This is a genomic window from Saccharopolyspora sp. NPDC045839 (assembly GCF_056431645.1).
Genome location: NZ_JBWKKH010000019.1, coordinates 113,762 through 136,424 on the forward strand (window position 1 = coordinate 113,762; position 22,663 = coordinate 136,424).

19 protein-coding genes are annotated in these 22,663 nt (G+C 70.8%); 8 read left to right on the forward strand and 11 right to left on the reverse strand.

Going from position 1 to position 22,663, the window contains the following annotated elements; genetic code table 11:
* Window positions 1-149: 149 nt before the first annotated feature.
* The 4 genes from hrpA to AC07EQ_RS25125 form a co-directional block, all read right to left on the reverse strand.
* Window positions 150-4,106, reverse strand: a complete 3,957-nt coding sequence (gene hrpA, locus AC07EQ_RS25110) for an ATP-dependent RNA helicase HrpA (protein WP_478390328.1) — start codon at window positions 4,104-4,106, stop codon at window positions 150-152.
* Between the two features lie 102 nt (window positions 4,107-4,208).
* On the reverse strand, window positions 4,209-5,387 hold the full coding sequence (locus AC07EQ_RS25115) for a THUMP-like domain-containing protein (RefSeq protein ID WP_478390329.1): 1,179 nt from the start codon (window positions 5,385-5,387) through the stop codon (window positions 4,209-4,211).
* 96 nt (window positions 5,388-5,483) lie between these two features.
* Entirely contained in the window at window positions 5,484-6,266 is a 783-nt protein-coding gene (locus AC07EQ_RS25120; RefSeq protein WP_478390330.1) for an enoyl-CoA hydratase/isomerase family protein, read from the reverse strand.
* A gap of 138 nt (window positions 6,267-6,404) precedes the next feature.
* On the reverse strand, window positions 6,405-7,172 hold the full coding sequence (locus AC07EQ_RS25125) for an ABC transporter ATP-binding protein (protein ID WP_478390383.1): 768 nt from the start codon (window positions 7,170-7,172) through the stop codon (window positions 6,405-6,407).
* Between the two features lie 480 nt (window positions 7,173-7,652).
* Between AC07EQ_RS25125 and AC07EQ_RS25130 the strand changes: the two genes are divergently transcribed.
* From AC07EQ_RS25130 to AC07EQ_RS25140, 3 genes are all read left to right on the forward strand, one after another.
* A complete protein-coding gene (locus AC07EQ_RS25130; RefSeq protein ID WP_478390331.1) occupies window positions 7,653-8,291 on the forward strand; it encodes a cysteine dioxygenase in 639 nt (212 codons plus the stop codon).
* Window positions 8,288-8,713, forward strand: coding sequence for a rhodanese-like domain-containing protein (locus AC07EQ_RS25135; protein ID WP_397529931.1), 426 nt, complete (start codon window positions 8,288-8,290; stop codon window positions 8,711-8,713). The genes AC07EQ_RS25130 and AC07EQ_RS25135 overlap by 4 nt, the downstream gene beginning before the upstream one ends.
* 433 nt (window positions 8,714-9,146) lie before the next feature.
* Window positions 9,147-10,262: a hypothetical protein gene (locus AC07EQ_RS25140; RefSeq protein ID WP_478390332.1), complete on the forward strand. Its 1,116-nt coding sequence runs from the start codon at window positions 9,147-9,149 to the stop codon at window positions 10,260-10,262.
* A gap of 16 nt (window positions 10,263-10,278) precedes the next feature.
* Here the strand turns inward: AC07EQ_RS25140 and AC07EQ_RS25145 are convergent, their stop codons facing one another.
* Window positions 10,279-11,211: an NADP-dependent oxidoreductase gene (locus tag AC07EQ_RS25145; protein WP_478390384.1), complete on the reverse strand. Its 933-nt coding sequence runs from the start codon at window positions 11,209-11,211 to the stop codon at window positions 10,279-10,281.
* 88 nt (window positions 11,212-11,299) lie between these two features.
* On the opposite strand from AC07EQ_RS25145, the gene AC07EQ_RS25150 reads away from it, so the two are divergent.
* Window positions 11,300-12,238: a GlxA family transcriptional regulator gene (locus AC07EQ_RS25150; RefSeq protein WP_478390333.1), complete on the forward strand. Its 939-nt coding sequence runs from the start codon at window positions 11,300-11,302 to the stop codon at window positions 12,236-12,238.
* Between the two features lie 11 nt (window positions 12,239-12,249).
* On the opposite strand, the gene AC07EQ_RS25155 is transcribed toward AC07EQ_RS25150, so the two are convergent.
* The 3 genes from AC07EQ_RS25155 to AC07EQ_RS25165 all read right to left on the reverse strand — a co-directional run bounded on the left by AC07EQ_RS25155 (window position 12,250) and on the right by AC07EQ_RS25165 (window position 14,185).
* Complete coding sequence (locus AC07EQ_RS25155) at window positions 12,250-12,822, reverse strand: TetR/AcrR family transcriptional regulator (protein WP_478390334.1); 573 nt, start codon at window positions 12,820-12,822, stop codon at window positions 12,250-12,252.
* Between the two features lie 311 nt (window positions 12,823-13,133).
* Entirely contained in the window at window positions 13,134-13,610 is a 477-nt protein-coding gene (locus tag AC07EQ_RS25160) for a DinB family protein (protein ID WP_478390335.1), read from the reverse strand.
* Window positions 13,607-14,185, reverse strand: coding sequence for a TetR/AcrR family transcriptional regulator (locus AC07EQ_RS25165; RefSeq protein ID WP_478390336.1), 579 nt, complete (start codon window positions 14,183-14,185; stop codon window positions 13,607-13,609). The genes AC07EQ_RS25160 and AC07EQ_RS25165 overlap by 4 nt, the downstream gene beginning before the upstream one ends.
* A 122-nt stretch (window positions 14,186-14,307) precedes the next feature.
* On the opposite strand from AC07EQ_RS25165, the gene AC07EQ_RS25170 reads away from it, so the two are divergent.
* A complete protein-coding gene (locus tag AC07EQ_RS25170; protein WP_478390337.1) occupies window positions 14,308-15,513 on the forward strand; it encodes a Cmx/CmrA family chloramphenicol efflux MFS transporter in 1,206 nt (401 codons plus the stop codon).
* Between the two features lie 56 nt (window positions 15,514-15,569).
* On the opposite strand, the gene glgP is transcribed toward AC07EQ_RS25170, so the two are convergent.
* Window positions 15,570-18,122, reverse strand: a complete 2,553-nt coding sequence (gene glgP / locus AC07EQ_RS25175) for an alpha-glucan family phosphorylase (protein ID WP_478390338.1) — start codon at window positions 18,120-18,122, stop codon at window positions 15,570-15,572.
* Between the two features lie 88 nt (window positions 18,123-18,210).
* Here glgP and AC07EQ_RS25180 point away from each other — a divergent pair, with 88 nt between their 5' ends.
* On the forward strand, window positions 18,211-19,458 hold the full coding sequence (locus AC07EQ_RS25180; RefSeq protein ID WP_478390339.1) for a neutral zinc metallopeptidase: 1,248 nt from the start codon (window positions 18,211-18,213) through the stop codon (window positions 19,456-19,458).
* Here the strand turns inward: AC07EQ_RS25180 and AC07EQ_RS25185 are convergent, their stop codons facing one another.
* Window positions 19,459-19,644, reverse strand: a complete 186-nt coding sequence (locus AC07EQ_RS25185; protein WP_478390340.1) for a hypothetical protein — start codon at window positions 19,642-19,644, stop codon at window positions 19,459-19,461.
* Between the two features lie 145 nt (window positions 19,645-19,789).
* Between AC07EQ_RS25185 and AC07EQ_RS25190 the strand changes: the two genes are divergently transcribed.
* Together AC07EQ_RS25190 and AC07EQ_RS25195 are read left to right on the forward strand one after the other, a co-directional pair.
* A complete protein-coding gene (locus tag AC07EQ_RS25190) occupies window positions 19,790-21,268 on the forward strand; it encodes a neutral zinc metallopeptidase (RefSeq protein WP_478390341.1) in 1,479 nt (492 codons plus the stop codon).
* Between the two features lie 167 nt (window positions 21,269-21,435).
* Window positions 21,436-21,609, forward strand: a complete 174-nt coding sequence (locus tag AC07EQ_RS25195) for a hypothetical protein (protein WP_478390342.1) — start codon at window positions 21,436-21,438, stop codon at window positions 21,607-21,609.
* Between the two features lie 55 nt (window positions 21,610-21,664).
* Here AC07EQ_RS25195 and trxA read toward each other — a convergent pair whose 3' ends face one another.
* The gene (gene trxA, locus AC07EQ_RS25200; protein ID WP_478390385.1) at window positions 21,665-22,591 is read right to left on the reverse strand and encodes a thioredoxin; all 927 of its coding nucleotides are present in this window, start codon (window positions 22,589-22,591) and stop codon (window positions 21,665-21,667) included.
* Window positions 22,592-22,663: the final 72 nt, after the last annotated feature.

The following is a 22,663-nucleotide window of genomic DNA, read 5'->3' on the forward strand; positions in this document are numbered from 1 at the left end:
AGCGGTCGCGCCTCGGATGCACCGAACCAGGCCGACGGCCGCGGTGCCCGCCCGACGCACCAGTTCGCACCCCGGAGGGGCCAGCCATGCATGTCACGACCCTGCTCAAGCACTTGTCCGGCTCGCCGGCAGTCGCGGCGAGCGCCGGATCAGCGCTCCAACTTGTCCATCGCGCGGTGGATGCGCTTCACCGACACCGGCTGCGACGTGCCGAGCGTCTGCGCGAAGAGGCTCACCCGCAGCTCCTCGATCAGCCACCCGATCTCCCGCAGGGATTCGCCCGGGGCGCGCCCCGGCGGAAGGCCCGCAAGCATGTCCTGGTAGCGCTGCTCGACCTCGTCCACCTGCTGCATCCAGTCCCGGTCGCGCTGCGGATGGTGCTGCAGCTTGTCCAGCCGCTGCTCGATCCCGCGCAGGTAGCGCGTCAGATCGGACAGCCGCGCGAAACCGGTCCCGGTCACGAAGCCGGGGTAGAGCAGCCCGCCCAGCTGGTCCTGGATGTCGGCGAGCGCGGCGGGATTCAGGTTCCGGGGCTGGTCGGCCAGCAGCGTCTCCACCCGCTGCGCCGCCATCAGCACATGCTCCACTTTGGACACCGCGTCGACGGTGACCTCGCCCAGCCGTGCCCGGACCTTGGCCTGCAGGGAATCGTAGGCAGCCTGGTCCCACACCGGGCCGCCGTAATCCGCCATCAGCTTGTCGACGGCGCAGCTCACGCAGTCGTCGAGCACGGCGGCGAGGTCGCCGTACCGGCTGCTGCCCAGCACGAGCCGGGCGGTGCTGCTCATCCCGCGCTGGATGGACTTCACCGGCGACGGGAGGTTCAGCAGCAGCATTCGCCGGGTGCCGTCCCACAGCGCCTGCCGCTGCTCCTCCTCGGTGTCGAACATCCGCACCGCGACGCTGTCCTGCTCGTCCACCAGTGCCGGATACGCCTTCACCGCGTGGCCCGAACGCTGCTGCTCGAAGGTGCGCGGCAACGAGCCGAAGCTCCAGGAGCTCAGCCCGCGCTGCTCGACGTCGTCGGCGGCGGCGGAGATCTCGGCGCGGAGCTTGGGCTTCAGCCGCTGCTTGAGCGACTCCAGGTCCTTGGACTCGGCGAGCTTGCGGCCCTTGCCGTCCACCACGCGGAAGGTCATCTTCAGGTGCTCCGGCACCCGCTCGAGGTCCCATTCGGAGCGCGACACGGCGACGCCGGTCATGACCTGGAGCTGTCGCTGCACGGCGTCCAGCAGCGGGCCGTCCGGCGAGGGCATCCGGGACAGCGCCGCCTTGGCGAAGTCCGGAGCCGGGACGAAGTTCCGGCGCACGTTCTTCGGCAACGACTTCAGCAGGGCCGTCACGACTTCCTCGCGCAGGCCGGGGATCTGCCAGTCGAAACCATCCGGTTCGATCTGGTTGAGCACCGCCAGCGGGATGTGCACGGTCACGCCGTCCGCGTCGGCGCCCGGCTCGAACTGGTACGACAGCGGCAGCCGGTGCCCGCCCTGCGCCCAGAAGTCGGGGTAGTCCTGGTCGCTGACCGCCGCCGATTCCTGGTTGATCAACATCGACTTCTCGAAGTTGAGCAGGTCCGGCTGTTCCTGGCGGGCCTTCTTCCACCACGAGTCGAAGTGCCTGCCGGAGGCGACGTCGGCGCCGATGCGCTGGTCGTAGAACTCGAACAGCGTCTCGTCGTCGACCAGGATGTCGCGCCGCCGGGCCCGTTCCTCGAGGTCCTCGACCTCGTCGAGCATTGCCCGGTTCTCGTGGAAGAACGCGTGCCGGGTGTCCCAGTCGCCCTCCACGAGCGCGTGCCGGATGAACAGCTCCCGGCTCAGCTCCGGGTCGATGCGCCCGTAGTTGACCTTGCGGCCGACCACCAGCGGAACGCCGTAGAGCGTGACGCGCTCGACGGCGACGACCGCGGCGCGATCCTTCTCCCAGTGCGGTTCGCTGTAGCTGCGCTTCACCAGGTGCTGCGCGAGCTGCTCCACCCAGTCCGGTTCGATGCGGGCGGCGATGCGCGCCCAGAGGCGGGAGGTCTCCACCAGCTCCGCCGCCATCACCCAGCGCGGCGGCTTCTTGAACAGCGACGAGCCGGGGAACACGGCGAACCTGGCGTTGCGCGCGCCCTGGAACTCGTTCGAACCGCGCCCGGGCTGTCCCGGCTTCTTCTCGGTCTTCTTCTCGACGTCCTTGAGGCCGATGTGCGACAGCAGGCCGGCCAGCACCGACTGGTGGATCCGCGACACCTCGGCCTGCTCGTCGCCGAGCGTCATGCCCATCGACTTGACCATCTGCCGCAGCTGGCCGTAGAGGTCCTGCCACTCGCGGACCCGCAGGTAGTTGAGGAAGTCGGTCCGGCACAGCTTCCGGAACTGGTTGGAGGACAGTTCCTTCTGCTGGGTGCGCAGGTACCGCCACATGTTGAGGTAGGTGACGAAGTCGGACTCGGCGTCCTTGTCGACGAAGCGCGCGTGCTTCTGGTCGGCGGCCTGCTGCTTGTCCGCGGGTCGCTCGCGGGGGTCCTGGATGGACAGTGCGGCGGCGATGACCAGCACGTCGCGCACGCAGCCGTTGCGCTCCGCTTCGAGCACCATCCGCGCGATGCGCGGGTCGATCGGCAGCTGGGCGAGCTTGCGGCCGACCGGGGTCAGCCGCTTGTGCAGCTCGGTCTTCGACCGGTCCAGGGCACCGAGCTCGTGGAGCAGGTTGACGCCGTCGGTGATCTGGCGGCGGTCCGGCGGCTCCAGGAACGGGAACGACTCGATCTCGCCCAGCCCCAGCGAGGTCATCTGCAGGATGACCGAGGCCAGGTGGGTGCGCAGGATCTCCGGGTCGGTGAACTCCGGGCGGGACTCGAAGTCCTCCTCGGAGTACAGCCGCACGCAGATGCCTTCGGAAACCCGGCCGCAGCGGCCCTTGCGCTGGTTCGCCGAGGCCTGCGAGATCGATTCGATGGGCAGCCGCTGCACCTTCGTCCGGAAGCTGTACCGGGAGATGCGCGCGGTGCCGGGGTCGATGACGTACTTGATGCCCGGCACGGTCAGCGAGGTCTCGGCCACGTTGGTGGACAGCACGATCCGCCGGCCGGAGTGCGGCTGGAACACGCGGTGCTGCTCGGCGGCCGTCAGCCGCGCGTACAGCGGCAGCACCTCGGTGTTGCGCAGGTTCTGCTGCTTCAGCGCGTCGGTGGCGTCCCGGATCTCCCGTTCACCGCTGAGGAAGACCAGGATGTCGCCGGGCCCTTCCGCGCAGAGCTCGCCCACGGCGTCGCAGATGGCCTGCGTCTGGTCACGGACGACGTCCTCGTTCTCGTCGGAGTCGTCCAGCAGTGGGCGGTACCGGACCTCGACGGGATAGGTGCGCCCGGAGACCTCGATCACCGGCGCGTCGTCGAAGTGCCGCGAGAAGCGCTCCGGGTCGATGGTGGCCGAGGTGATGATCACCTTCAGGTCGGGGCGGCGCGGCAGCAGCTGCTTGAGGTAGCCGAGGATGAAGTCGATGTTCAGGCTGCGCTCGTGCGCCTCGTCGATGATCAGCGTGTCGTAGCGCCGCAGCAGCCGGTCGTGCTGGATCTCGGCAAGCAGGATGCCGTCGGTCATCAGCTTGACCAGGGTGTCGGTGCCGGCCCGCTCGGTGAAGCGCACCTGGTAGCCGATGGCGTCGCCGAGTTCGGTGTCGAGTTCCTCGGCGACGCGTTCGGCAACGGTGCGGGCGGCCAGCCGCCGGGGCTGGGTGTGCCCGATCAGGCCCTGGATGCCGCGGCCCAGCTCCAGGCACATCTTCGGGAGCTGCGTCGTCTTCCCGGAACCGGTCTCACCTGCGACGATGACGACCTGGTTGTCGCGGATCGCCGCGAGCAGGTCGTCCCGGCGCTGGCTGACCGGCAGCGCCTCCGGATAGCTGATCTCGGGCACGTTCGCGCGGCGCTGCTCGATCCGCCGCTCCGCGGCCTCGATGTCGCCGGTGATCTCCGCGGTCACGGCCGCCAGGGCCTGCTGGTCGCGGAGCTTGCGGGCTCCCTCGATGCGACGACGCAGCCGACGCTGGTCGTGCAGCATCAGCTCGGACAACCGTTCGCGCAGATCGACGAGCGGAGATTCAACAGACGACGTACCCATACTTCGCCCAAGCATAGAGAAGGCGTCGCACCGACTGCCTCTGGTTTTCGGCACGCTCACAGCGCGCCCTCCCGGAAGGGGAAATCGAGTGACCTAGCGCACTCAGGTGCGCTCGGCGTGGCACAGGTACGCCATCGCGGTGTCGCCGACCCTGGTCAGCACCACGGTGGCTTCCCGCGAGCCCTTGAGCTTGAGGCGGCGGCGCAGCGCATCCGGATCCACGTCGACGCCGCGGACCAGGATCTCCAGCCTGCCCACCTCGTGCCTGCTCAGCAGGGCGCGCAGCGACTTCTCGTTGTAGCGGCAGTGCTCGAAGACCCGGAAGGCGCGGACGCCCGGGGGCGGCTCGTCGCCGGTCAGGTAGGCGATGTGCGGGTCGAGCTGGGCGAGCCCGTGCCGCGCGGCGTAGTGCCTGACGAGCCCGGCGCGCACCACGGCGCCGTCCGGGTCCACGATCCACTGCCGGACCTCGACGGCCGGGCAGTCGTCCGGCTCGGCGTCGGTGATCGTCCAACCGGTGCCGTCCGGCCGCAGCACCGTCGCCCGGCGCCGAACCTGCGGGTCCGCCAGCGCGCCGAACCACAGCGCGGCCTCCCGAACCTGCCCGGCCAGCGACACCACCTCGGCCTCGGCGGTGTCCGGAACCGCCGCGAAATCCAGCCCCGGGGCGCACTTCACCACGAGATCGCGGCCGGCGTAGACGTCGAGCAGGTCGTCCAGCGGTGGGACGAGATCCGCTGGGTTCCAGCGACGCCGGCCGGCGTCGTCCCGGCGCGCCGGGTCCGCGACCACGGCCGTGCCGCGGGTCACCGGGCGCAGCGCATCGGCTGCCACGAGCGCCACCGACCGCCCGGCGACCGCGAGGTTGTGCTGGGCCATGGCCAACCGGACTCGATCGAGATCGGAGCCCACGCAGCGGCGGGCGACGGCGGCCAACGCGGCCAGATCCGCGCCGATGGAGCAGGTCACGTCGTGCACGTCGCGCCCGGCAAGCCGTTGCGCGCGATGCCGCGCCACCACGCTCGCCGTCGCCTGCTGCAGCGCCGGATCGGTGAACAACCAGCCGGCGGGGTCGTCCAATTTGGACTCCGCCTTGCGCCGCAGCACGGCCGTCTCCAACGCGGCCGCCGCGAACCGCTCGCCGACGAGCTTGCGGGCGGCGGCGACGTCGTTGAGCCGCGTCGAATTGGTCAGCGCGAGCCCGGAAAGCTCGGCGACGGCATCCCGTCCGGCCGCCGAGCGCAGGAACGCGACATCATCGAGATCGAAACCGTACCCCACCAGAACTCCTCAACGCCGTCGCCGGAACCGCGCTCCGGCAACGGAAGCGCAGGGCGGACTGGTGGGGCGGGCTGTCACGATTCGTTCCGTCCGGGCCTAGTTCCCGGTGAACTTCGCCTTGCCGGGACCGTTCTCGACGAACGAGCGCATGCCGATCTTCTGGTCCTCGGTGGCGAAGGTGCCCGCGAACAGGTGGGTCTCCAGCTTCAGCCCGGTGTCCAGGTCGACGTCCAGCCCGCCGTCGATCGCGGCCTTCGCCGCGGCCAGCGCACGAGCCGCGCCGCCGGTGAACTGCTCGGCCCAGCGGCGCGCCGCCGCGTACACCTCGTCGGGCGCGACGACCTCGTCGATCATGCCCAGCGAAAGCGCTTCCTGGGCGTCGACGAAACGCCCGGTGTAGATGATGTCCTTGGCCTTGCTGGGCCCGATCAGGCGGGCGAGCCGCTGCGTGCCGCCGGCGCCGGGGATGACGCCCAGCAGGATCTCCGGCTGGCCGACCTTGACGTTCTCCCCGGCGATGCGCCGGTCGCAGCTCAGCGCCAGCTCGAAGCCGCCGCCGAGGGCGTACCCGGTGATGGCTGCCACCGTCGGCTTCGGGATGGCGGCGACCTGGCTCATCGCGTCCGACAGGCCGCGCTCCTCCTTGCGCGCCATGTCGGTGTAGGACATGTCGGCCATTTCCTTGATGTCCGCGCCCGCCGCGAAGACCTTCTCGCCGCCGTAGACGATCACGGCGCGAACATCGGAGCGCTCGGCGGCCTCGATCGCCGTTTCCCGCAGCTCGACCTCGATCTGCCGGTTCAAGGCGTTCATCTTCGGCCGATCCAACCGGATCGTCCCGATCGCACCGTCCACCTCAAGCCTGACGAACTCGCCCACGCAGCAACCTCCTCGTCGAACCGCCACCTCGCCGGGCAGGCTATCGCGCGCCGCCCCACGACTGCTGTGTCACGGATCTCAGCGCCCGCTCGACCCGGCACGTCGTCCGATCCCGCAGCGGCGCCGCCCGCCCTGAACTCAGCCGCGCCGCCGGGCGAAGTAGCGGGCGCCGCTGCGCTGCAGTTCCAGGTCCTGGTCGAAGGTCTTCGACAGGTTGTCCTCGGTGAGCACGTCTTCGAGCAGTCCCTGCGCGACGATGCTGCCCTCGCGCAGCAGCAGGCCGTGCGTGAAGCCCGGCGGGATCTCTTCGACGTGGTGGGTGACCAGCACGGATGCGGGCGCGTCCGGATCCATGGCCAGCGCGGACAGCCGCGCCACCAGGTCCTCCCGGCCGCCGAGGTCCAGCCCCGCGGCCGGCTCGTCGAGCAGCAGCAGCTCGGGGTCGGTCATCAGAGCACGCGCGATGGTGGTGCGCTTGCGCTCCCCTTCGGACAAGGTCGCGTACTCGCGCTCGGCGAGGTGCGCCACGCCGAGCAGGTCGAGCAGCTCGGCCGCCCGGTCGGTGTCCATCGCGTCGTACTCCTCGCGCCACCGGCCGACGACCGAATATCCGGCACTGACCACGACGTCGCGAACCAGCTCGTCGCCGGGGATGCGGGCCGCCAGCGCAGCCGAGCACAGGCCGATGCGGGGACGGAGGTCGAACACGTTGGTCTTGCCGAGCCGTTCGCCGAGCACGTCGACGCTGCCCTCGCTCGGGTGCATCTCGGTGCTGGCCATCTTCAGCAGCGTCGTCTTGCCCGCGCCGTTGGGACCCAGCACCACCCAGCGCTCGTCGAGCTCAACCGACCAGTTCACGTCGGCCACCAGCGTCGTCGTGCCCCGCCGAACACCGACGCCATCCATCCGGATGACCAGGTCGTCCACGTCTACCTCCCAGCCGTGACCGACCGCGGCGCCGCGGGCGACGCGCAGGCGGTTCGTCTCCGTCCGGACCGCCGCAGATTCCGGCCGGTCCCTCCGGAGCCCCATTGTTCCGTCTGCTCCGTCAGCAGTTGCGGCCGGGCGCATCCTGTGCTCGCCCGGCCGGCAGATCCCGGCCGCGCGAGCGCGCGCCGGGTGCCCAGATACCGGGACGACCGCGATCGTGCTGGCACGGTCCCCGCGGCCGTGCCACGATCGCAAGCGTGTCCGATTCGTTTCTCACCCGCGATCGCGTGATCGACCTGTTCCTGGTCGTCACCTCCGCCTGTCGCTGAAGCGGTTCTGCTACCGCCTTCCAGGCTCATCGCGCGGCCCGACGAATCAATCCACCGAATCACGCCCCATAGCGGGGTGTGCGTGTCGTGCCGTGCTCATTTGCAAGACACGAACTTGGAGACACGCATGAGCGCTGTGCGACAGCACCAGTCCAACGACGACCCGACCGCCACCGTTTCCGAATACACCCCGACCGAACCGGTTCCCGCGCCCGGCGCGGTCGAGCTGCATCCCGGCCTCGACCTGCCTCTGCTGCACGACCTGATCCGCCCCGACCACCTGCTGTGGAGCCCGCGCGAACTGCGCGACCTCACCAGCCTGGTCACGTCCGAACTGACCGGCCCGCTGCTCGACATCGTCCGGGTCGACGACCAACAACGCTGGTGGGCCAAGCTCGGCCTGACCGCGGGCGTTGAGCTGTGGCTGCTGTCGTGGGCGCCGGGGCAGGGCACGAAGCCGCACGACCACGGCGGTGCGTCCGGCTCGTTCTCCGTGCTGTTCGGCGCGCTCCGGGAGGACTACCGCTATCCCGCGGGCCCGGTGCGCACCGTGCACCACGACGTCGGCTCGGGCGTCGGCTTCGGCAGCGGGCGCGCCCACCAGGTCCGCAACGTCAGCTCGGTGAACTCGGCGAGCGTGCACGCGTACTCGCCGCCGCTGCTGCCGGTCCGCTACTACTCGGATCTGGCCGAAGTGCCGCCGGCCCCGCCGCAGCGGATCCACGCGCCGCAACCGCCCGCCCCGCAGCCGAAGGAGCTCGGATGAGCGAGATCCCGATCCAGCGCCAGGACAGCATCACAGCCGGCCCGTACGGCATCGACCACCTGCTGGCCGAGTCGCGCGCGAAGCTCACCCGCGTCTCCCCGCGGGAGGCGTTCGCGTTGCAGCAGGACGGCGGCCTGATCATCGACATCAGGCCGCAGTCCGACCGTCTCACCGAAGGCGAGATCCCGGGCTCGCTGACGGTGGAGCGGATCGTGCTGGAGTGGCGACTGGACCCGGCCGGCGGCCACCGGCTGGACGGCCTGCACCCCGACCGCCCGGTGGTCCTGGTGTGCAACGAGGGCTACGCCTCCAGCCTCGCGGCCGCCCAGGCGAAGGGGCTCGGCCTGACCAAGGCCACGGACCTGGCGGGCGGTTTCCGGGCCTGGAAGGCGGCCGGCCTCCCGGTCACCACCAACGTCTGACACTCCGGCCAACTGCGAGCAAGGGAACCTTCCTGCCACCTGTGACAGGAAGGTTCCCTTGCTCACGCCACACCCCGTCAGCTCGAAGGCGCCTCCGTTGACAGGAAAGTTCCCATCCTCGCGCCCCGCCCATGCTTGATGACAGGAAAGTTCCCATGCTCACGACCAGGCCCCGCCATCCGTGACAGGAAAGTTCCCATGCTCGCGCTCCGGTCCGGGCGATCCCCGCCGCGCTGGTTTGACAGGAAAGTTCCCATGCTCACACCGCGTCCGCGGTCGGTGACAGGAAAGTTCCCATGCTTGCGCCCGGTGCCGGCGCCGTCGGCGGTTGGGCGCCTGGTCGAAAGCGGGTATCGGCCGCGGCCCGGTCCCGTACGCTTTCGTCCTTGTGCGAGCTCAGAGTCTTTTGTTCCGCCCGTGGGTCATAGCCGCCGTGGCGGGTGCGGTCGCCGTGGTGGCCGTGGAGCTGATCGCCGGCAGCGGGCCGGCCGGGGCGGCCATCGGTTGGCTCGGCGCCCTGGTCGGGGTGGTCTTGCTTCCGATGGCGACGCAGCTGGGTTTGCTCTTGGGTTCGGTGGTTTTCGGGCTGCGGGTCCGGCAGGTGATCTTCGGCGCGATGCGGGAGGTCGCGTCGTGGCGGCTGGGCCACGTGACCTTCACGATCCGTTCCTTGCCCGTCACGCTGCGGGCTCAGATCGGCCCGTGGCGTTCGCCGGTGATCTTGCGCTGCTGGTTGGCCGGACTGCTGTCGGCGCTGGTGGGTGTCGCGATGGTCGTGGCAGGCTGGCTGCTCGCCGACGGCCCGTTCGGGCGCGGCTTCGTGCTCGCCGCAACGCCGTTGATGCTCTACAAGTTGTGGCCGATGCGGGTTCCGCTGACCACGTCGACCGGTTGGTTGCTCTTCTCGCTTCCTCGCCTGAAGGATCCCGAACGCTCCGACTTCCTGTCCGCACCGCTGGCCGCTCGCGCGTACGAGGCCCTGCGAAAGGGCGACATCGATCGCGCGCAGGAGCACGCCGATGAACTCGCCGCGCGGTATCCGGGCCTGAACGGAACGGTCACGTGCCAGATCTCCGTGCTGGAGTCGCGCGGCGACTACGCGACGGGGGTCATGATGATGCTGAAGCTGCTGGCGAACAGCGACGAGATCCCGCCGCGCAAGATGCCCTACCTGCTGGCGGGCCTGGCGGGGCTCGGGTTCAAGGCGGTGGAAGCAGGCCAGCTGCCCGCGGAAACCCTGCTGCCGACCGCCAAGAAGGCGCTCGAGGACGCGATCGGGCTCGGTTACCCGGAGTTCGAGCTGAGCGGCACCAATGGACTCCTCGCGCTGATCGAGGGCGACGCGGACCGCGCTGTCCACCTCGCCACGACCGGCGCCGAGTACAACCACTCCCCGCTTTCCCGCGCCGACGATCTGGCCACGCTCGCCCGCGCGCACATGGCCTGCCACGACAACGCCGCCGCGCGCGCCGCGTTGACCAAGGCCGAGGAGCTGGCCCCGTGGTCACCCCGGGTCTCCGAGACCCGCCAGCGGCTTTCGGTGGCGTGATCCCTTCCAGAACGGATCACTCCACCGCGAGCACCAGTTTCCCGGTGGTGCGGCCGGTTTCGCCGAGGGCGTGGGCCTTGGCAGCGTCCGCCAGCGGGAACACCCCGGCGATTTCCGGGCGCAGACGGCCCGACTCGACGAGTTCGGCGATGGCGCGCATGCCCTCCTGGTCCGCCTCGACCAGCATCAGCTCCACCCGCACGCCGCGACGCTCCGCTTCGGCAGCGTCTTCTTCCCGCCCGAACGGCAGGATCGACACGAGGACGCCGCCGCGCCGGAGCGTGCGCAGTGAGCGGGTACGGGTGTCGCCTGCGAGCGGGTCCAGCACGACGTCGACATCGCTGACGACGTCCGCGAAATCGACCTCCTGGTAGTCGATCAGCTCGTCGGCGCCGAGGCCGCGCAGGAACTCGTGCTTGCCCGCGCTGGCCGTCCCGATCACGTGCGCGCCGCGCGCCTTGGCGATCTGCACGGCGAAGTGGCCGACTCCGCCCGCGGCCGCGTGGATCAGGACGCGCTGCCCCGGCTGCAGGCGGGCCGTGTCGACCAGGGCCTGCCAGGCCGTCAGCGCGGCGAGCGGGATGGCTCCCGCCTGCACGTGGTCCACATTGGACGGCTTGGAGACGAAGGCCCGGGCCGGGCCGGTCACGTACTCGGCGTGGGAGCCGACGCCGTGCGGGTAGGGCAGCATCCCGAAGACCTCGTCGCCCGGCTTGTGCAGGGTGACGCCGACCCCGACCGCCTCGACGACACCGGAGACGTCCCAGCCGAGGACGAGCGGCGGCTCGCCGAGGAACACCTTGTACGCCCGGTGCTTCCAGTCGGTCGGGTTGAGCCCGGCAGCGCGCACCCGGATCAGCACCTCGCTCGGGCCCGGAACCGGTCGGTCGAGCCGCACCTCCTGGAGCACCTCGGGTCCGCCGAGGACGTCCTGGCTGATGGCGCGCATCTTGCTGGCTTCACTCATGCCGTCCAGCCTGCGTCCCGGCCAAGCCCGACGAAATGGCTTGATTGCCAACATTCGATAGGATCGTGCCATGCATCGGGTCGTGGTCCTGGCGCTCGACGGCGTGTACCCGTTCGAGCTGGGCATCCCCAAGCGGATCTTCGGCAGCGCAGGCAGCCGGTACGAGGTGCTGACCTGCACCGCCGACGGTGGCCCGGTGCGCAGCGACGCCGACTTCACGATCTCGGTCGAGCACGGCCCGGGGGTGCTGAGCACCGCCGACACCGTCGTGATCCCGCCGTACGACCTCACCGAGGTGACCACCGAACTGCCGCAGCCGGTGGCCGATGCGCTGGCGCTCATCCGCCCCGGCACCCGAATCGTGTCGATCTGCACCGGCGCGTTCGTGCTGGCCGCGGCCGGGCTGCTCGACGGCCGTCCGGCGACCACGCACTGGTTCCTGGTCGAGCCGTTCCGGCGGATGTTCCCGAACGTGCTCCTCGACCCGGACGTGCTCTTCGTCGACGACGGCGACGTGCTGACCTCTGCGGGCGCGGCCTCCGGGGTCGACGTGTGCCTGCACATCGTGCGCTCCGACCACGGCAGCGAGGTGGCCAACCAGGTGGCGCGGAGGTGCGTCGTGCCGCCGTGGCGGGATGGCGGCCAGGCGCAGTACATCGAGCAGCCGGTCCCCGAACCGTCCGAGCTGGGCACCGCGCCGACCCGGGATTGGGCGGCCGCGAACCTCCACCTGCCGCTGACGCTGGCCGATCTCGCCGAACACGCCCGGATGAGCGGCCGCACGTTCGCCCGCCGGTTCCGCAACGAGGTGGGGCTCAGCCCCGGCCGGTGGCTCATCCAGCAGCGCGTCGCCAGGGCCCGCCACCTGCTCGAATCCACCGATCTGCCGATCGAGGAGATCGCCGCCCAGGTCGGTTTCGCCACGGCCGCGTCCCTGCGCCAGCACCTGCACACCGCGATCGGCGTCGCTCCGCTGACTTACCGCCGCACCTTCCGCGCCGGCGCCTGAATCCCGCCGGATCAGCGCGGTTCGGCGAGGCGCTCGACGGCTTTGCGGGCCGCCGCCCGGAGATCCGCCGGCTCCGCGTCGCCGAGCATCATGCGGCGCAGCTGCGGCACGGCCAGCGGCCAACCGACCATGCCGATCGAGAGCAATCCGAGCATCCCCGCGTCGAATTCGCCGGTGGCCGTTCCGCTTTCCTGGGCGCGGCGGACGCTGGCCACCTTCTCGCGGTAGTGCGCCCAGCGTTCGGAGCCGGTGACGACGCCGGAATCGCCGCGCTCCAGGGATTCCCACAGCAGCAGGCGCAGCACGTGGGGGTTCGCGAGGTGGTAGGCGGCGAGCCGGTCGGCGTAGCCGGGCAGGTCGTCGCTCTCGATCGGGACTTCGGCGGCCAGTGCGTCCATCGTTCGTTCCAGCACCGCCGAGAACAGCGCGTCCTTGCTGCCGAAGTATGCGTAGATCAGCTGTTTGTTCGCCCGCGCCCGCTTGGCTATCCGGTCGACGCGGGCACCGGCGATGCCGTGGGCGGCGAATTCGGTGACCGCCGCCCCGAAGATCCGGGCTCTGGTGGATTCCGCGTTGCGGGACACAATTCGAACAGTACTCCCGCAGCCGACCGGCTGGTTGCGAACGGACTGAGCATTTTCATCCTGGTCGGCCCGCAACCGCGGGCCGCAAAGCCGCACGCCGATGGGATGTCGCATGCGCCGCAGGCGCATGGCCCACCTACGACACGTGCACCGCCGCAGGTTCACCGCGCCCGTGCCCTGGCGCACTCCCGGACGAGGACGGCCCTGACGCCGCGTATTGGACTCAGGACACCCACAGTCCAGGAAGCCTCTGAGGTTCTGCCACCCCGCACCGCCACGCAAAACGAGGCTGGAAAACCTCACCGGAACCGCTATTCGCCGGTGGTTCCGTCGATGCGTTCACGCAGCAGATCGGCGTGCCCGTTGTGCCGCGCGTATTCCTCGATCATGTGCGCCAGGATGTAGCGGAGCGAGATGACCTCGCCGCGGTATTCACAAGTGGCATCGAGGGATTCGGCGGCGGACACGATCTCCCGGGATCGCGCGCACTCCCGGCGCCAGGTCGCGAATGCTTCGCCGGGATCGGCAGTGTCCACGTCGAAATCGGCGAACTCGTCGACCCCCGGCGGAGTCCAGGGGCTTTTGCCGTTCTCACCGCGGAACGCGTTCCGGAACCAGCTGCGCTCGACCTCGGCCAGGTGCCGGACCAGCCCGAGCAGCGAGAGCCCCGAGGGCGCGACGGCGCGCTCCCTGAGCTGCTCCGCGGTCAGTCCCGCGCACTTCATGGCCAGGGTTTCGCGCTGGAACTGGAGGACGCCGGTCACGGCAGGCGACGCGCTGGCGGTCACAGTCCGTCCAGCATGTTCTCCACAATGCTCATCAGCACCTGGCGGTCGTCTTGGACCCGGGCCAGGACGCGCAGCCCGTAGTACGTGCTGAGCACTTGGCGCGCCAGGGTTTCCGCGTCGCGCGTCGGGTCGATCTCGCCAGAGCGCTGTCCTCGCTCGAAGGTTTCGCGCAGCGCTTCCTCGACCGCCGCGAAGTTCCGCCGCACCTCGGCGCGGACGTCCGGGTCCGAGCTCGCGCGCTCGATGGCCGCGTTGATCGCGAAGCAGCCCGGCCGGTCGGTGCCTGCGAGGTCGGCGTCGATCGCGTCGGCCAGCAGTTCCCGCACCCTGTCCTTGACCGGCCCCGGACCTTGCAGCACCGCTGCCTGTTCCGCAGTGGCGGTCTCGTAGTACTTGCGCAACGACTTCAGGTACAGCTGGTGCTTGTCCCCGAACGCGTTGTAGAGGCTCGACGGCCCCAGTTCGGTGCGGTCGCTCAGGTCCCGGGTCGACGTCGCCTCGTACCCGTTGCGCCAGAACGTGTCCATCGCGGCGTCGAGGACGCGGGCGTCGTCGAACTTCCTCGGCCGGGCCATGCCCCCACCGTAGCAGTTTTGAAGCGATCGCAACGAAACCTCGGTCACATTTTGAATCGATCGCTTCAAAACGTTGCTAGCGTCGGCCCTGCAGTGATCACCGACTCGTTGGAGGACCGTCCATGCCCCTTGCCGTCTACATCCTCGGCCTGGGCATCTTCACCCAGGGAACCTCGGAGTTCATGCTCTCGGGGCTGCTGCCCGGCATGGCCGCAGATCTCGGCGTGTCCATCCCGGACGCGGGCCTGCTGATCTCCGCGTTCGCCGTCGGCATGGTCGTCGGCGCCCCGCTGCTGGCCATCGCCACCATCCGCTGGCCGCGCCGGAAAGCGCTGGTGGCGCTGCAAGGCGTCTTCATCGCCGCGCACATCGTCGGCGCGCTCGCTCCCGGCTACGGGGTGCTGATGGCCACCCGCATCGTGAGCGCCCTGTCCTACGCGGGGTTCTGGGCCGTCGCGGTGGCCGCCGCCGTCAGCCTCGTGCCGCCCGGCGCCAGGAGCCGGGCCGTCGCGATCGTCGCGGGCGGCCTGACCCTCGCCACCATCGTCGGGGTTCCGGCGGGCACCGTCCTCAGCCAGCTCGCCGGCTGGCGAGCGGTGTTCTGGGCCGTCGCCGTCCTCACGGCGGTGAGCCTGGTGTGCTCGCTGTTCACCATCCACGACGCGGCCTCGCCCGAGCAGCCCAGCAGCGCCGCAGCCGAACTGCGCGCGATGGCCCGACCCCAGCTGTGGCTGTCGTATGCGATCACGACCTTCGCCTTCGGCGCGGTCATCGTGACCTTCAGCTACCTCGCTCCGGTGCTGACCGAGGTGACCGGGCTGCCCGAGGCTTGGGTTCCCGCCGAGCTGGCGCTGTTCGGTCTGGGCGGCCTGATCGGAATGACGATCGGCGGGCGCACCGCGCAGGCGCGCCCAGTCGGCACGCTCCTCGTCGGCCTCGGCACCCTAGTGACCGCCTCCGCGCTGCTCGCCGTCACGGCGGGCAACCCGATCACCACCACCATCCTCGTCTTCGTCCTGGGCATCGGCGGGTTCGTCACCAACCCGGCCCTGCAGTCGCGGGCGTTCACCCTCGCACCCGGGGCCCCGACGCTCGTAGGGGCCGTCAACACCTCGGCGTTCAACATCGGCAACACGCTGGCGCCGATGCTGGGCGGCATGGCCATCAGCGCCGGGTTCGGCTTCGCTTCGGTGGCCTGGGTGGGCGCAGCGATCGGCGCAGCGGGCTTGCTGGCCGCGGCGTGGGCCGGCTACCTGCAGCGCCGGTCTCAGCAAGCGCCGAGCGCCGGCGTGGACGAAACCCCGATGCCGGTCCGGGCAGAAGCGTGACCTGAGCCGACCCGTGAGCGTTTTGGGGTGCTATGGCGCCCCGAAACGCTCACGGGTCAACTGGCCAGGACGACCTTGCCCAGCTCGGCCGGGCCGGACAGCAGCGGGTGCCGGGGCAGGACCCGGACGGTGTAGCCCGCCGGGCCGGCGTGCGGCAGGGTCACCGCCGCCTCGTAGCGGCCGCCCTCCGCCGGCCGCATCGACGCGGTGACGAAGTCGTGCAGCACGTCGGAGTCGTCCACTCGCCCCACGACGACCTCGACGTCCACATCGGACGGATCGAGCCCGGCCAGGTCGACCCGCGCCCGCACCGTGACCTGCCCGCCGAGCAGCGGCGTGCCGCCGTCGTCGACGGACATCTCGGTGTCGCTGATCCGCACCCAGGTCCAGGCCGCCTGCAGCCGGGCGCGGTAGTCCGCGATCTCCCGCGCCCCGCGGTAGTCGTCCGCGGACACGGCCCGCACCGACCGGGCGGCCGGGGTGTAGTGGTTGTCGACGTACTCGCGGATCATCCGGGACGCCTGCACGCGCGGGCCCAGCGTCGCCAGGGTGTGCCGCACCATCGACATCCACTTGCCCGGCACCCCGTCGGTGTTGCGCTCGTAGAACATCGGGGCCACGTGGTCGGAGATCAGCTCGTACAGGGCGGCGGACTCCAGGTCGTCGCGCCGGTTCGGGTCGCTGACGCCGTCGGCGTTCGGGATCGCCCAGCCGTTGTGGCCGTCGAACATCTCGTCCCACCAGCCGTCCCGCACCGACAGGTTCAGGCCGCCGTTGAGCGCCGCCTTCATCCCCGAGGTGCCGCACGCCTCCAGCGGCCGCACGGGGTTGTTCAGCCACACGTCGCAACCCGACACCAGGTACTTGGCCAGCGACATGTCGTAGTCCGGCAGGAACACGATGCGGTGCCGCACGTCGGCCTGGTCGGCGAAGCGCACGATCCGCTGGATCATCGCCTTCCCGCCCTCGTCCGCCGGGTGTGACTTCCCCGCGACCACGATCTGCACCGGGCGTTCCGCGTCGAGCAGCAGCTCCCGCAGCCGCTCGGTGTCGCGCAGCATCAGCGTGGCCCGCTTGTAGGTCGGCACCCGGCGGGCGAAGCCGATGGTGAGCACGTCCGGGTCGAAAACCGTGTCGCACCACCCGAGTTCCAGGTCCGAGGCGCCGCGCCGCAGCCACGCGGTGCGCAGCCGCCTGCGCACCTCGTCGACCAGCCGTTGGCGCAGCGAGCAGCGCAGTTCCCACAGCAGCGAGTCGCTGACCGGCTCGATGCCGCGCAACCCGGCGCCGCTGTCCATTTCGGACTCGCCGATCAGCTTGCCGAGTTCCCGCGCCGACCAGGTCGGGCCGTGCACCCCGTTGGTGACCGAGCGAATCGGGACCTCCGCGACGCCGAAGCCCGGCCACAGGTTGCGGAACATCTTGCGGATGACCTCGCCGTGCAGCTCGGAGACGCCGTTGGCGCGCTGCGCGAGCCGCAGCCCCATGTGGGCCATGTTGAACATGCCCGGGTTGTCCTCGGCGCCCAGCGCGAGCACCCGATCCGTGGGCACGCCGGGCAGCAGGGCCTGCGCCGAGCCGTCGCCGAAGTAGTGCCGGACCAGATCCACCGGGAAGCGGTCGATCCCGGCCGGGACCGGGGTGTGGGTGGTGAACACCGTCCCGGCCCGCACCGCGGCCACCGCCTGGTCGAACTGCAGCCCCGGGTCCTCCTGCAGCTCGCGGGCCCGCTCCAGGCCCAGGAACCCGGCGTGGCCCTCGTTGGTGTGGAACACCTCGGGCTGCGGGTGGCCGGTCAGCTCGCAGTAGGCGCGGACCGCGCGCATGCCGCCGATGCCGGCCAGGATCTCCTGGCGGATCCGGTGCGCCGCGTCGCCGCCGTAAAGCCGGTCGGTGGTCTTGCGCAGGTCGTCGTCGTTCTCCGGCAGGTCGCTGTCCAGCAGCAGCAGCGGCACCCTGCCGACCTGCGCCTTCCAGATCCGCGCGTGCAGGGTGAGCCCGGCGGGCATGGCGACCCGCACCTGGACCGGCTTCCCGGACGGCTCGGTCAGCATCTCCAGCGGCAGGCCGCGCGGATCCAGCACCGGGTAGTGCTCGACCTGCCATCCCTCCGCCGACAGCGACTGCCGGAAGTACCCGGACCGGTACAGCAACCCGACGCCGATCATCGGCACACCGAGGTCGGAGGCCGACTTCAGGTGGTCGCCGGCCAGCACCCCGAGGCCGCCGGAGTAGTTCGGCAGGGCCTCGGTGAGGCCGAACTCCATCGAGAAGTAGGCGATCGAGGTGGGCAGCCCGGCGTCCTCGTCCTGCCGCTGCTGGTACCAGCGCGGCACCGCAAGGTATCGGCGCAGGTCGTCGTCGACGGCCCGGGTGCGCGCCAGGAAGTCCTGGTCGCCGGCCAGCTGCCGCAGCCGCTCGGCCGGCACCTCGGCGAGCAGCCGCAACGGGTCCGCCCCCACCGCGGACCACACCTGCGGATCGACCGCGGCGAACAGGTCCTGGGTCGGCGGGTGCCAGGCCCAGCGGAGGTTGGTCGCCAGCGTGCCGAGCGCGCTCAGCTGCTCGGGCAGGTGGGCTCGCACGGTGAAGCGGTGGACTGCTCTCACAGCAGCGGACCATATCTCGGCACGCCGGGGCCCGTCCGCAGACGTGCCAGCGCCGCCCGCGGCCGCGACCGATGGGAAGCTTGACGTCGTGCGCGCGATTGGACTGGTGGCGCTGGTGATCTTGGTGGTCGCCGGCGGTTGCACGGCTGCACCGCCCGAGCCCGCCCGTGTGGCCGATCACACGGTCGATCCGGCGTTCGTGCACGGCACCGACCACGGCGACGCCGACCGGCTCGCGGCCACGGTGGTCACCGACGTGCAGCGCTTCTGGGCCGCGCAGTACCCGGCGGTGTTCGGCAAGCCCTGGCGGGACCTGGACGGCGGGTTCTTCTCGATCGACACCAACGGCACCGGTGCCCCGCCACCGTGCGCGACCGACGTGAAGGACATCGAAGGCAACGCGTACTACTGCACCACCGTCGATGCGATCGCCTGGGACCGCGCAGCGCTGCTCCCGGTGCTGCGGGAGCACTACGGCGACGCATCGGTCGTGGTGGTTCTCGCGCACGAGATCGGCCACGCGGTGCAGCAGCGCGCCGGGATGGATGTCGACGACGCCTCGGTGCGCCTCGAAGCGATGGCCGACTGCTACTCGGGTTCGTTCATCCGCTGGGTCGTCGACGGCCACGCCGAGCACCTGCGCATCAACCCGGAGCAGCTGGACCAGGCGATGCGCGCGATCGTCGTCTTCCGCGACCCGGCGAGCACGAGCAGCACCGCGGCGCACGGCACCGCCTTCAACCGCGTTTCGGCGTTCCAGAGCGGTTTTCGCGACGGCGCGCGACGCTGCGCCGACGTGACGGGAACATCGCTGGCCGCGCCGGAGCCGGACGATGCGAACAAACCGCTGGACGAAGCGCTGCGCGCCGACCGGATTTCCGGCTACTTCGGTGATCTCGTCGCCCAGCGCGGCGGGCGCTGGACCGCGCCGGACGTCCGCTCGACGCCTGCCTGTCCCGCAGCGGCCGGCCCCGCCACGTTCTGCCCGCAGCCGCCCGCGATCTCCATCGATCGCGCGGCGATCACCGAACCGCACCGCAGGATCGGCGACCAAGCAGCCACGACGCTGCTCGCTTCCCGCTTCTCGCTCGCCGCGCTGACCGAACTCGGCCGCCCCACCACCGGAGCCACCGCGAGCACGCAGATCATGTGCCTGACCGGCGCATACACCGCCACGCAGCCGGGACTGTCGCAAGGCGACCTCGACGAGGCCGTCGCGGTCGTGCTCGAATCCGACGACGTCGCCCGCGACGCGCAAGGCACGAACTCGCTGACCGGATTCGCCCGGCTCGAAGCCTTCCGCACCGGCGCGCTCGGCGGCGCGGCGGCCTGCTGATCAGGACCTGGCGTCGTAGTCGGCGCGCGCCCGGACGATCCCGGGCCGGTGGCGCTCCGCCCAGCCCACCAGGCCGGCCAGCACCTCGTTGATCGGGCACGCCTCGTGGTCGCCCGTGTCACCGCCGGCGAACTGGCGCGAGCATGGGAACTTTCCTGTCACCGCACCGCAGCCCGGTGTGAGCATGGGAACCTTCCTGTCACCCCGCCCCCGCGATCCGGCGAGATCGCACGTGAGGTCGATCAGGTAACCGATAGGCTTCCCCGGCACCGGGTGGCACTGCCGCCGGCCCGGCGCAGGAGGACTTCGGCCAGCAGGATGGGGCGCGTCAGTGGTACCGGTATCGACAAGAAGCCGACGGCGAAAGCGGATCCTCGGCACCGCGGTCTCCGTGCTCGCGTGCGCGGCCCTGATCGGCGGGTGCTCGCGGCCGATCAGCGGCACCCCCACGACGCTCGGCGGCTACTCGACCACCGAGGTCGCCGGCCTGCCCGCCACCAACGGCCCGAGCGGACCCAAGGAAGGTGCGCCGAGTTCGTCCTTACCGGTCGAGGGCACCGACAACGGCGCGATGGACAAGCTCGCGCGCGACGCGGTCGCCGACATCGACGAGTACTGGAGCGAGACGTTCCCGAAGGCCTTCCCCGGCAAGCGCTTCGAGCCGGTCAAACGGCTGGTGTCCTACGACTCGGGCGGTCCCGGCCTCCAGCTGTGCGGGCAGAACACGGCGGGCGTGGTCAACGCCTTCTACTGCCCGCCGGAGGACTCCATCGCGTGGGACCGGGGCACCCTGCTCCCCGAGCTGAACAACAGCTTCGGGCCGATGGCCGTGGTGACGGTGCTCGCGCACGAGATCGGGCACGCCGTGCAGCACCGCGCGAGCACGGCCACCTCGAACGACCAGGTGATCGTGCTGGAGCAGCAGGCCGACTGCTTCACCGGCGCGTACTTCCGGCACGTCGCCGAGGGTTCCTCGAAGTACTTCCAGGTTTCCACCGGGCAGGGCCTCAACGAGGTCATGGGCGTGCTGAACTTCATCCGCGACTCGCCGGGCGATGCCGACTTCCGCGACGGCAATGCGCACGGCTCCGCGTTCGACCGGGTCACGGCGTTCCAGTTCGGGTTCAGCGAGGGCCCGCAGCGCTGCGCCAAGATGGACTTCAACGACGTCCAGCGGCGCACGACGCTCTTCCAGGCGTGGAAGCCCATCCAGAAGGAGAACGCCAACCTCCCGGTGGACCAGCAGAGCCTCGACGCGGTGGAGAAGAGCCTGCGCACGGTCTTCCGCGACACCGGCGCCGAGCCGCCCAAGATCGTCGCGGGGCTGAAGCCGTGCGGCGGCCAGCAGGCCACATCACCGGCGTCGTACTGCCCAGGCACGAACACGATCTCGCTGGACATGGCGGCGTTGCAGAAGATCGGCCAACCGCCGAGCAAGAACGCGGACTCCACCGGCTACGGCGATTTCGCCGCATACGCCCAGGTCGCGTCCAGGTATGCGCTGTCGGTGCAGAAGGCCACGGGGCTGCCGCTGGACGACGAGGCCGCCGGCCTGCGCACCGCCTGCATGGTCGGTTCGTGGAGCGGGCTGCTGGTCGAGGACCCGTTCGGGCAGCGCAACCCGGTCGGCAGCCTGCGGATCGCGCCGGACGACATCGATGAGGGCGTGTCCGCGCTGCTGGGCGAGGACAGCCTGATCGCGGCGAACGTCAACGGCGGTCAGGTGCCCGTCGGGTTCGCCCGGGTGGAGGCCTTCCGGGTCGGCGTCCAGGAAGGATTCGCCCCGTGCAGCACCAAGTACGGCGCGTGAGCTGACGGAACCGGCGGTGTCGTCCCGGATCGGGGCGGCACCGCTTTTTCCTCGCGCACAACCCGAACCGGCCACGCACGTCCCACGGGTATGACGGCGCCGACCCGGCGGATATCGCCGATGACCACGCCCTCAGCCACGTCCGCCGCGCCGAGCAGTGCGCCAGGGTGGGCCTGGGCGACGACACACCGAAGATCGAAGAGCTCATCGCCGAGCACGGCACGACGGCGGGTGACCTCATCCACGAGGCCGCGACCTCGCGGGACATGGCGGCATACCTGCGTTCCGGCGGCCTTCCCGACGCGGATGTGACCGCCTTGCGGGACCGGCTCCTCGACTAGGGCGCGAAAGACCGGGCGCCGACTTCGCGTGAAATCGGCGCCCGGGAAACCCTGCTCAGAACAGGGCGCTGGCCAGCGCCCGGCGGGCCGCGGCGACCCGGTCGTCTCCCTCGGGGAAGACCTCGAACATCTCGATCAGGTGCCGGCGGATCCGGTCCCGGTCGTCGCCGGAGGTGCGCTTGATCGCGCGGATCAGCCGGTCGAAGCCCTCCGCCACCAGGCCGACGGCGACCTCCGCGTCGGCGGCGGCGAGCTGTGCGTCGACGTCGTCGGGGGCCGCGTCGGCCCGCCCGATCGCGGCCGGGTCGGCCTGTTCGGCGCGGGCGGTGAAGCGGACCTGCGCCAGCGCGGCCTTGGCCTGCTCGTTGTTCGGCTCGCTGTCGAGGATCTTCTGATAGGCGGCCTCGGCGGCGGCGTAGTCGCCGCTTTCCAGCGCGTCCTCGGCGGCGGTGAACCGCGGGTCCTCGGGCTCCTCGGCGACGGGCTCGACGCCCTCCTCGGCCGCGCGGATCCCGGGCAGCTGGTCGCGCAGGGCGTTCAGCAGCGAGTCGATCCACTGCCGGATCTGCGGTTCCGGCTGGGCGCCGGAGAAGGCGTCCACGGGCTGGCCGCCGGCGATGGCGATCACCGTGGGCACCGACTGCACCTGGAAGAGCTGCGCGATGCGCGGGTTCGCGTCGACGTCCACCTTGGCCAGGACCCAGGCACCGTTGCTCTCCTGGGCGAGCCGCTCCAGCACCGGCGACAGCTGCTTGCACGGTCCGCACCACGTCGCCCACAGGTCGACGACCACGGGCACCTGCAGCGACCGCTCGACGACCTCGGCCTGGAAGGTGGCCTCGGTGACATCGATGACCGCGGCGCTCTCCGGCGCCGCCGGGCTGTCGCCGTTGGCGGGCGGCTGGGCGGCGGCCCGGGCGGTGGCGTCGGCCCGGTTCTTCAGGGCCGACAGGTCGACTGCGCCCGCCATCGCGGCGGACATCGCTGCTGCTTGCTGGCGTGGATCCGGCCTCGTCACGCCTCCATCCTGACACGTCCCGCCGGTCGCGTGGTC